The 7,865-nt window shown below is 72.2% G+C and carries 5 protein-coding genes; 3 read left to right on the top strand and 2 right to left on the bottom strand.

Going from position 1 to position 7,865, the window contains the following annotated elements; genetic code table 11:
- Positions 1 to 56: 56 nt before the first annotated feature.
- Both ABT122_RS32705 and sph read right to left on the bottom strand, forming a co-directional pair.
- Complete coding sequence (locus ABT122_RS32705) at positions 57 to 1,130, bottom strand: S1 family peptidase (RefSeq protein ID WP_351559674.1); 1,074 nt, start codon at positions 1,128 to 1,130, stop codon at positions 57 to 59.
- A gap of 283 nt (positions 1,131 to 1,413) precedes the next feature.
- The gene (gene sph / locus ABT122_RS32710; protein WP_451069027.1) at positions 1,414 to 2,439 is read right to left on the bottom strand and encodes a sphingomyelin phosphodiesterase; all 1,026 of its coding nucleotides are present in this window, start codon (positions 2,437 to 2,439) and stop codon (positions 1,414 to 1,416) included.
- 150 nt (positions 2,440 to 2,589) lie between these two features.
- On the opposite strand from sph, the gene ABT122_RS32715 reads away from it, so the two are divergent.
- From ABT122_RS32715 to ABT122_RS32725, 3 genes are all read left to right on the top strand, one after another.
- The gene (locus ABT122_RS32715) at positions 2,590 to 4,584 is read left to right on the top strand and encodes a Xaa-Pro dipeptidyl-peptidase (RefSeq protein ID WP_351559678.1); all 1,995 of its coding nucleotides are present in this window, start codon (positions 2,590 to 2,592) and stop codon (positions 4,582 to 4,584) included.
- On the top strand, positions 4,581 to 5,870 hold the full coding sequence (locus ABT122_RS32720; protein ID WP_351559680.1) for a M14 family metallopeptidase: 1,290 nt from the start codon (positions 4,581 to 4,583) through the stop codon (positions 5,868 to 5,870). The genes ABT122_RS32715 and ABT122_RS32720 overlap by 4 nt, the downstream gene beginning before the upstream one ends.
- An 84-nt stretch (positions 5,871 to 5,954) precedes the next feature.
- Entirely contained in the window at positions 5,955 to 7,709 is a 1,755-nt protein-coding gene (locus ABT122_RS32725) for a BCCT family transporter (protein WP_451069029.1), read from the top strand.
- Positions 7,710 to 7,865 lie beyond the last annotated feature (156 nt).

Consider the following 7,865-nt stretch of genomic DNA (forward strand, 5'->3'; position numbering starts at 1 on the left):
GGCCGGGGGGCGACCCGAGGGACCCGCCCGTGCCGCGCGGCGTCCGCCGGTACGGGTCAGTACACGTCCACGCCGTACGCGGTCAGCGCCTCCCCGACCGGCTGGTGGATGGCCGTCCCCGCCGACGGGGTGCAGCCCGCGCCGCCGGAGTGGATGCCGAGGGCCGTGGAACCGGAGAAGTGGGCGCCGCCGCTGTCGCCGCCCGCCGAGCAGGCCGTGGTGCGGACCATGCCGTAGACCGGGCCGTCGCTGTAGTTGACGGTGACATTCACGGCGATGACCCGGCCGCTGGTCAGCCGGGTGGTCGAGCCGCTCTTCTGGAGCGCCTGGCCCACGATCGCGTCGGCGGACCCGGTGATGTCCTGCGAGCTGCCGTTGTAGAGGTTGACCGTGCCGGCCGGCTGGGAGCCGTCGGTGTACCCGACGACGCCGTAGTCGTTCGTCGGGTAGCTGGACCCGTCGGTGGTGCCGATCTCGGCTCCGCCGGGCGTCGCTGTCCAGCTCTGGACCCCGTTGGTGCAGTGTCCCGCCGTCAGGAAGGAGTAGTCCGTTCCGTCGGTGACGTTGAAGGCGGCCGAACAGCGGTAGCCGCCGCCGTGGATCGCGTCGCCGCCCAGCACCTCCTGGGTGAAGACGCCGGGCACCCGGGTGATCCGCACGGCCTTGCCGAGGGGGGCCGCCACCGCCCTGAGCCGGTCGAGGGAGGCGGCCGGGACGGACTCGTCGGCCTCGACGACCACCTGGTTGGCGGAGGTGTCGATGCCCCAGGCGGTTCCGGTGATCTTCGCCTTGGCCTCCAGGACGCCGATCACCTCCTTGAGGCGGGCGGTGCCGCGCGGGACGACCTCGGCGCGGGCGCCCTGGGCGCGCACCTTCCCGGCGGCGGCCTCGGAGGTGACGGTGACGACCAGTTCACCGGTGACGGGGTCGAGATAGGAGCCCGCGGTGTCGTCCCCGAGAGAGCGTTCGAGCCGCTCGGCGAGGGCGTACTGGGCGGGGGAGACGGTGACTCCCGGCTCCGGGGTCGGCAGCGGGTCCGGGGCGGCCCCGGCGGGTGGGGTGCCCAGTCCGAGCACGGCGAGGGCCAGCAGGGCGGGGAGGCTGAACCGGGTGTGGATGCGGCGTCTCATGAGGGCTTCTCCTTCGGGTTGTCCGTGGGGTGCCGAGAAGCGGTGGCCGGACGTGGCCGGCTCGGTGGACCCACTGTGGGCATGGCCCCGCCATGCACATCAGGGTGCACGGAATCATCGGTTCCGCCTCGGTGCACGGGGGAAACCTCCGACGCCCCCGCGGACGCGGGCCCCTCACGGCCCGTCAGCCGGCGCCCCCGGTGCGCCGGAGCCCGCCCATCGCCCGCGCGCCGCGGCGCGCGCCACCCCTGCCCGGTCGCGCGCGCCGCTGCCGCACGCCCCGTTACCGCCCGGCGACCGGATAGTGGTCCGAGAGATGGGTGTACGTATAGCTGGTGCCCCAGCTGTGCACGGTCCAGGGCGCGGTGCGCTCGGCGATCACCTCATTGGTCCAGCCGGCCGGCCTGGCGTGACCCGCGCGGTGGAGGACATGGTCGAGGTCCTCGCGCGGGTCCGTCGGATAGCGCTCGGCGGCGATGGAGTTCTCCTCGGTGTCGAAGGAGTACGGATGACCGGTCCGGGCGTCCGCGCCGGCGAGACCCGCGTCCCTCAGCATCGCGCCGTACTCGGCCGACCGGGAGTCCACATTGAAGTCGCCCGCCACCACGACCTGCTCGGACGCCGGAATGTTCTTGCGGTCCAGGAAGGAGTCCAGCTCCTTGAACTGCCGCGCGCGGGTCCGCTCCGCCTCGCCCGCCGCGCACCCGGGGTCGGTGGACTGCGCGTGGGTGCCCACGACATGCACCCGGCTGCCGTTCACATCGAGCACCGTGTGCACGAACCCCTTGTTGGACCACCGGTCCGCCCCGCAGCCGTCCTTGTAGACGTACTGCTCCTTGCGGACGATGGGCCACTTGCTCAGCACCGTGACCCCGCCGTCCTCCGGTGTCACGGCGGAGTACGCGCCCCCGGTCGCGTCCCAGCCGGCGGTGGACCGGCCCAGTACCGGCGTCTGGTGCGGATAGCGGTCGGCCGCGTGCCGCTTCAGCGCGTCGGACGAGGAGTTGTCGAAGGCCTCCTGGAGCACGACCACGTCCTGCCCCTGGAAGAAGGGAGCCGCGGGTATCGCCGCCGCCCGGTGGTCCTGGCCCCAGTGGGGATAGAGGTTCTTCGAGAAGAGGAAGGCGTTGTACGAGAGCACCTTCAGCCGGGGGGTCGTCGCGTCGGCGCTCGCCGGGGAGGCGCCGCCCGCGAGCGCGGCGGCGGCGAGGACGGTGGCGAGGGAGGCGGCGGCCGGGGCGCGCCGGAGGGCGGTTCGCTGCACGGGGACTCCTTGGGTCGGTGGGGGGAGAGGGTGCGGCCCGACCATCAAAGCAGCCCCGGTTACCGCTTGGTAATGAGCAGGTGCCCGGATTCTTGCCGGGAGGTCACGTTCCGCTCAACCCGCCCGTTCCACAAGCCCGCTGAGACCCGGTGCGCCCTCTGTCGCCGGCCGGTCGCCGGGGAGTACGGTCCGCCCATGCCGATAGGTGCGCGGGTCACCCGCTTGACGTACAGATCGCTCGTGGTGGCGGCCTCGGCCGCCCTGATGGCCATGTCGCCCGCCCCGGCCGGTGCGCAGAGCGCCCCCCTCGCCCGGGGTCCGCAGGAGAGCCGGCCGGTCCACTCCTACGAGAACGCCGTCCGGGAGTCCGTCTGGGTGGACACCCGGCTCGACGGCGACGGCGACGGGCGGACCGACCGGGTCGCCGTCGACATCGTCCGCCCGCGGGAACCCGCCCAGCAGGGCCGGAAAGTTCCGGTGATCATGGATGCCAGCCCGTACTACCTCTGCTGCGGCCGGGGCAACGAGGCCCAGCGCAAGACCTACGACGCACAGGGCAGGCCGGTCCAGTTCCCGCTGTACTACGACAACTACTTCGTCCCGCGCGGCTATGCCTTCGCCGCCGTCGACCTCGCCGGAACCAACCGCTCCGACGGTTGTGTCGATGTCGGGGGCCGCTCCGACATCGCCTCGGGGAAAGCGGTGGTCGACTGGCTCAACGGCCGCGCCGACGGCTACACCACCCGCACCGGGAGCCGGCGCGCCACGGCCGGCTGGAGCAGCGGTGACACCGCCATGATCGGCAAGAGCTACGACGGGACGATCGCCAACGGAGTCGCCGCCACCGGGGTCGAGGGCCTGAGGACCATCGTCCCCATCGGCGCCATCTCCTCCTGGTACGACTACTACTTCGCCAAGGGCGCGCCGCTCTACAGCTCCGGCCCCCAGTGGCTCTCCCAGTACGTCAACAGCCCCGACGCCCACAAGCGCTGCCAGGCCGTGCAGCAGCGGCTGGCCGACGGCGCCCCGCGCAGCGGCGATCTGACCCCGCTCTGGCAGGAGCGCGACTATCTGCCCGACACGGACCGGATCACCGCCAGCGTCTTCGCCGTCCACGGCATGCAGGACCTCAATGTCCGCGCCAAGCACTTCGGCCAGTGGTGGGACGCCCTCGCCGCCGAGGGCGTGGAGCGGAAGGTCTGGCTCTCCCAGACCGGCCATGTCGATCCCTTCGACTTCCGGCGCGCCGACTGGGTGAGGGCGCTCCACCGCTGGTTCGACCACCACCTCCTGGAGTACGACAACGGCGTCGACCGCGAGCCCATGGCCGAGGTGGAGCACGCCCCCGACCAGTGGTCGGCCGAGGAGCACTGGCCGCCGCGCACCGCCGCCGCCACCACCCTGCGCCCCGGCGAGGGCGCTGTCCCCGGCGTCGGCACACTCTCCCTGACCCCCGCCGCCCCCGGCGCGAGCGAGACCTTCACCGACGACCCCTCGCAGGACGAGACCGACTGGGCCTCCCTGATCGACCGCTCCACCCCGGCGAAGAACGGGTTCATCACCCCGCCCCTCAGCGGCGATCTGCGGCTCTCCGGCTCCGGCACGGTGACGGTCACCGCCACCCCCACGACCGCCTCCGCGCATCTCAGCGCCGTCCTGGTGGACCTCGGCCCCGACACCATCCGCGACTACGCGGCCAGTGGCGAGGGCATCGTCACCGTCCCCCAGCGCACCTGCTGGGGCACGAGCACCACAGGTGACAGCGCCTGCTACAAGGAGACCCGGGCACAGACCAGGGCCGTCGACTACACCGTCTTCAGCCGGGGCTGGGCCGACCTCGGCAACCACGCGTCCGCCGCCCAGGGCCGGCCGCTGACCCCCGGCCGCGCGCACACCATCTCCCTCGATCTGCACGCGAGCGACCATGTGGTGCCGGCCGGCCACCGGCTCGCGCTGATCGTCGCGGGCACCGACAAGGACCTCATCGACCCGCCCGCGAGCACCCCGACGCTCACCGTCGACCTGGCCCGCACCTCCGCGGAGCTGCCGGTCGTCGGTGGCGCGCCCGCCTTCGCGCGCGCCACCGAGGGCACCGCGCACGCCGCGCCGGCCGCGCCCGGCGACTCCCGTCTCGACGGCGTCGCCGGACCGCGTCCCGCCCACCCGGTCCCCGCCGGCGGTGCCCGGTGAACCCCGGCGTACGGTTCCGCGGACTCGCGCTGACCGCTGTGGCCACGGCGCTCGCCGTGCCCCTGATCACCGCCCCGGCGCAGGCGACGCACAGCCATCCGCCGCGCACCGGCTTCGAGCGGACCGAGGGGGCGCGCTGGACCACCCAGTCCGAGGAGCGCGTCTTCCTCGCCGCCGTCGACCGGGCCAGCGAGCGGATGTCCGTCGAACGGATCGGGACGACCCGGCAGGGCAGACCGCTCCGGCTCGTCGGCGTCGGCGACCGGGACGCCCCGGGCACCGTGCTGCTGATCTGCTCCCAGCACGGCGACGAGCCCTCCGGCCGGGAGGCGTGTCTGACCACCGTCCGCGATCTCGCCCTCGCCCGGGACCGGGAGACCCGCCGGCTGCTGGAGCGCACCCGCGTCCTCGTCGTGCCGACCGCCAACCCGGACGGACGGGCCGCCGGCACCCGGGGCAACTCCGACGGTGTCGACATCAACCGCGACCACCTCGCCCTGCGGACCGCCGAGGCCCGGGCGCTGGCGGCCGTCGTCCGCGACCGCCGGCCCGACATCGTTTACGACCTGCACGAGTACGGGGCCACCCCGCCGTACTACGACCGGGAGCTGTTCGATCTGTGGCCGCGCAACCTCAACACCGACAGCCGGGTGCACCGGGAGTCGAGGACCCTCTCCGAGCGGTACGTCCGCCCGGCCGCGCACGCCAGATCCTTCACCACCGGCACGTACGGCATCTGGACCGACCCGGCCACCGGCGACCCGATCCGGCAGGTCGCGGGCGACGGCCAGGAGCGCATCCTGCGCAACGCCTCCGGTGTCAAGCACGCGGTCGGGCTGCTCATCGAGAGCCGGATCGATCCGCTGACCGACGCGGAGAGGGCCGATGAGGCGCTCAACAACCGGCGCAGGACCAACAGCCAGCTCGCGGCCCTGGAGGGGGTGCTCTCCTTCGCGGGGGAGCGGCGCCGGGAGATCCGCCGGGCGACGGCGGCGGCCCGGACGGAGGGCCTGCGGGACCGGGGCCCGGTCCATCTCGGCGGCGCGGACAACGACCCCCCGGAACCGGGGGAGATCCTGGCCGACCCGCCCTGCGGCTACCGGCTCGACGCCGCACAGGCCGCCGAGGTCGGGGACGAGCTGTCGCTGCACGGTGTCGTGTCCACGATGTACGGTGACGGCGTGTTCGTCCCGCTTCGGCAGTCCCAGCGGAAGCTGATTCCGCTGCTGCTGGACTCCCGCGCGGCGTATCACCTCACAGAGGGAGAACCTGTTACCGCCTGTTGATCGTGGTGAGGTGCATTACCTGTGGTAGGGGGTAGCGGGAGCACAAAGCAGCTTCTTCCGCGCAAACCCCGAAAGGTGCCACTCGTGTCACACGATGAAGGACCGGATGACCGGGGGGTGCGGCCGGCGACGGCCGAGCCCTCCGGTCATCCCCAGGAGACCGGGCGCCCCTCGACGGATCGCGTGGTCTTCGGAGTCACCGCGGTTCTCACCCTGGCCTTCGTGGTCTGGGGCTCGCTCGCCACCGATGCCCTGCAGTCCATCTCCAGCTCCATGCTGAACGGGCTCATCCACAACGGCGGCTGGGCGTTCGTCCTCGGCGCGTCCGGATTCGTGGTCTTCGCCCTCTGGCTCGCGATCAGCCGCTACGGCAAGATCCCGCTCGGTCAGGAGGGCGAGGGGCCCGAGTTCCGCACCGTCTCCTGGGTCGCGATGATGTTCAGCGCCGGCATGGGCATCGGGCTGATGTTCTACGGTGTGAGCGAACCGCTCGCGCACTACACCAACCCTCCGCCGGGGACCGACCCCCAGGACTCCGGGGACCGGATGGAGGTCGCGATGGCGACCACCCTCTTCCACTGGACCCTCCACCCCTGGGCGATCTACGCGGTGGTCGGGCTCGCCATCGCCTACAGCACCTTCCGCCGGCGCCGGCGCCAGACGATCAGCGCGGTCTTCGAGCCGCTGATCGGCGAGCGCCACGCCCACGGCGGCGTCGGCCGCTTCATCGACATCCTGGCGATCTTCGCCACCCTCTTCGGCTCCGCCGCCTCCCTGGGTCTGGGCGCGCTCCAGATCGGCAGCGGTTTCTCCGAGCTGGGCTGGATGGAGAAGACCGGCACCGGGCTGCTCGTCGCCATCATCGGGGTGCTGACCGTCGCCTTCGTGCTCTCCGCGGTCTCCGGGGTCGAGAAGGGCATCCAGTGGCTCTCCAACACCAATATGGTGCTGGCGCTGGTCCTGGCGCTCTTCGTCTTCATCGCCGGTCCCACCATCATCGTGCTGGATCTGCTCCCCACCTCGATCGCCTCCTACTTCGGTGAGCTGCCGCAGCTCGCCGGGCGCACCGAGGCCACCGGCGGCGAGGGCGTCGCCGACTGGCTGGGCAGCTGGACCGTCTTCTACTGGGCCTGGTGGATCTCCTGGACGCCGTTCGTCGGCATGTTCATCGCCAGGATCAGCCGGGGACGCACCATCCGCCAGTTCGTCGGAGGCGTCATCCTGGTGCCGAGCACCGTCAGCCTGGTGTGGTTCGCGGTCTTCGGCGGCACGGCGATGAAGCTCCAGGAGAACAACCAGCTCGGCAAGGAGGCCACCCCCGAGGGCCAGCTCTTCGCGGTGCTCCAGCAGTACCCGATCGCCACCGCCATGAGCCTGCTGGTGATGGTCCTCGTCGGGATCTTCTTCGTCTCCGGCGCGGACGCGGCGTCGGTCGTCATGGGCACCCTCTCGCAGAAGGGCACCTTCGAGCCCTCCCGGCTCGTTGTCGTCTTCTGGGGTGTGGTGACGGGCGCCGTCGCCGCGATCATGCTGCTGATCGGCAACGGCGAGGGCGACGCGCTGGCGGGACTCCAGAACCTCACCATCCTGGTCGCCGCGCCCTTCGTGATCGTGATGGTGGGCATGTGTGTGGCCCTCATGCGTGATCTGCGCCACGACCCGCTGATCGTGCGCGGGGAGATGGGCACCGAGATGGTGGAGTCCGCGGTGATCGCGGGACACGAGAAGTACGACGGGGGCTTCGAGATCCGGATCGGCCCGGGAACGGGTCCGGCGGACGGGCGGGACCCGGTGGGCATCAAGTACGAGGAGCCGGAGCCGCCCGAGAAGGAGGAGTAGGGAGTTTCTCCCGGATCGGATCGGGCCCGGCGTCAGGACTCCCCCGCCGGCCCGGTCCGCGCCCAGCCGCCGGTGCCGGTGTCGTACTCGTGGACGGGTCCGTCCCGCACCGCGCTGGTGCGGAACGGGCGCCCGTTGTCGTCGATCCGCACCGTG

The organism is Streptomyces sp. NPDC001985 (assembly GCF_040296845.1).
Lineage (GTDB): Bacteria > Actinomycetota > Actinomycetes > Streptomycetales > Streptomycetaceae > Streptomyces.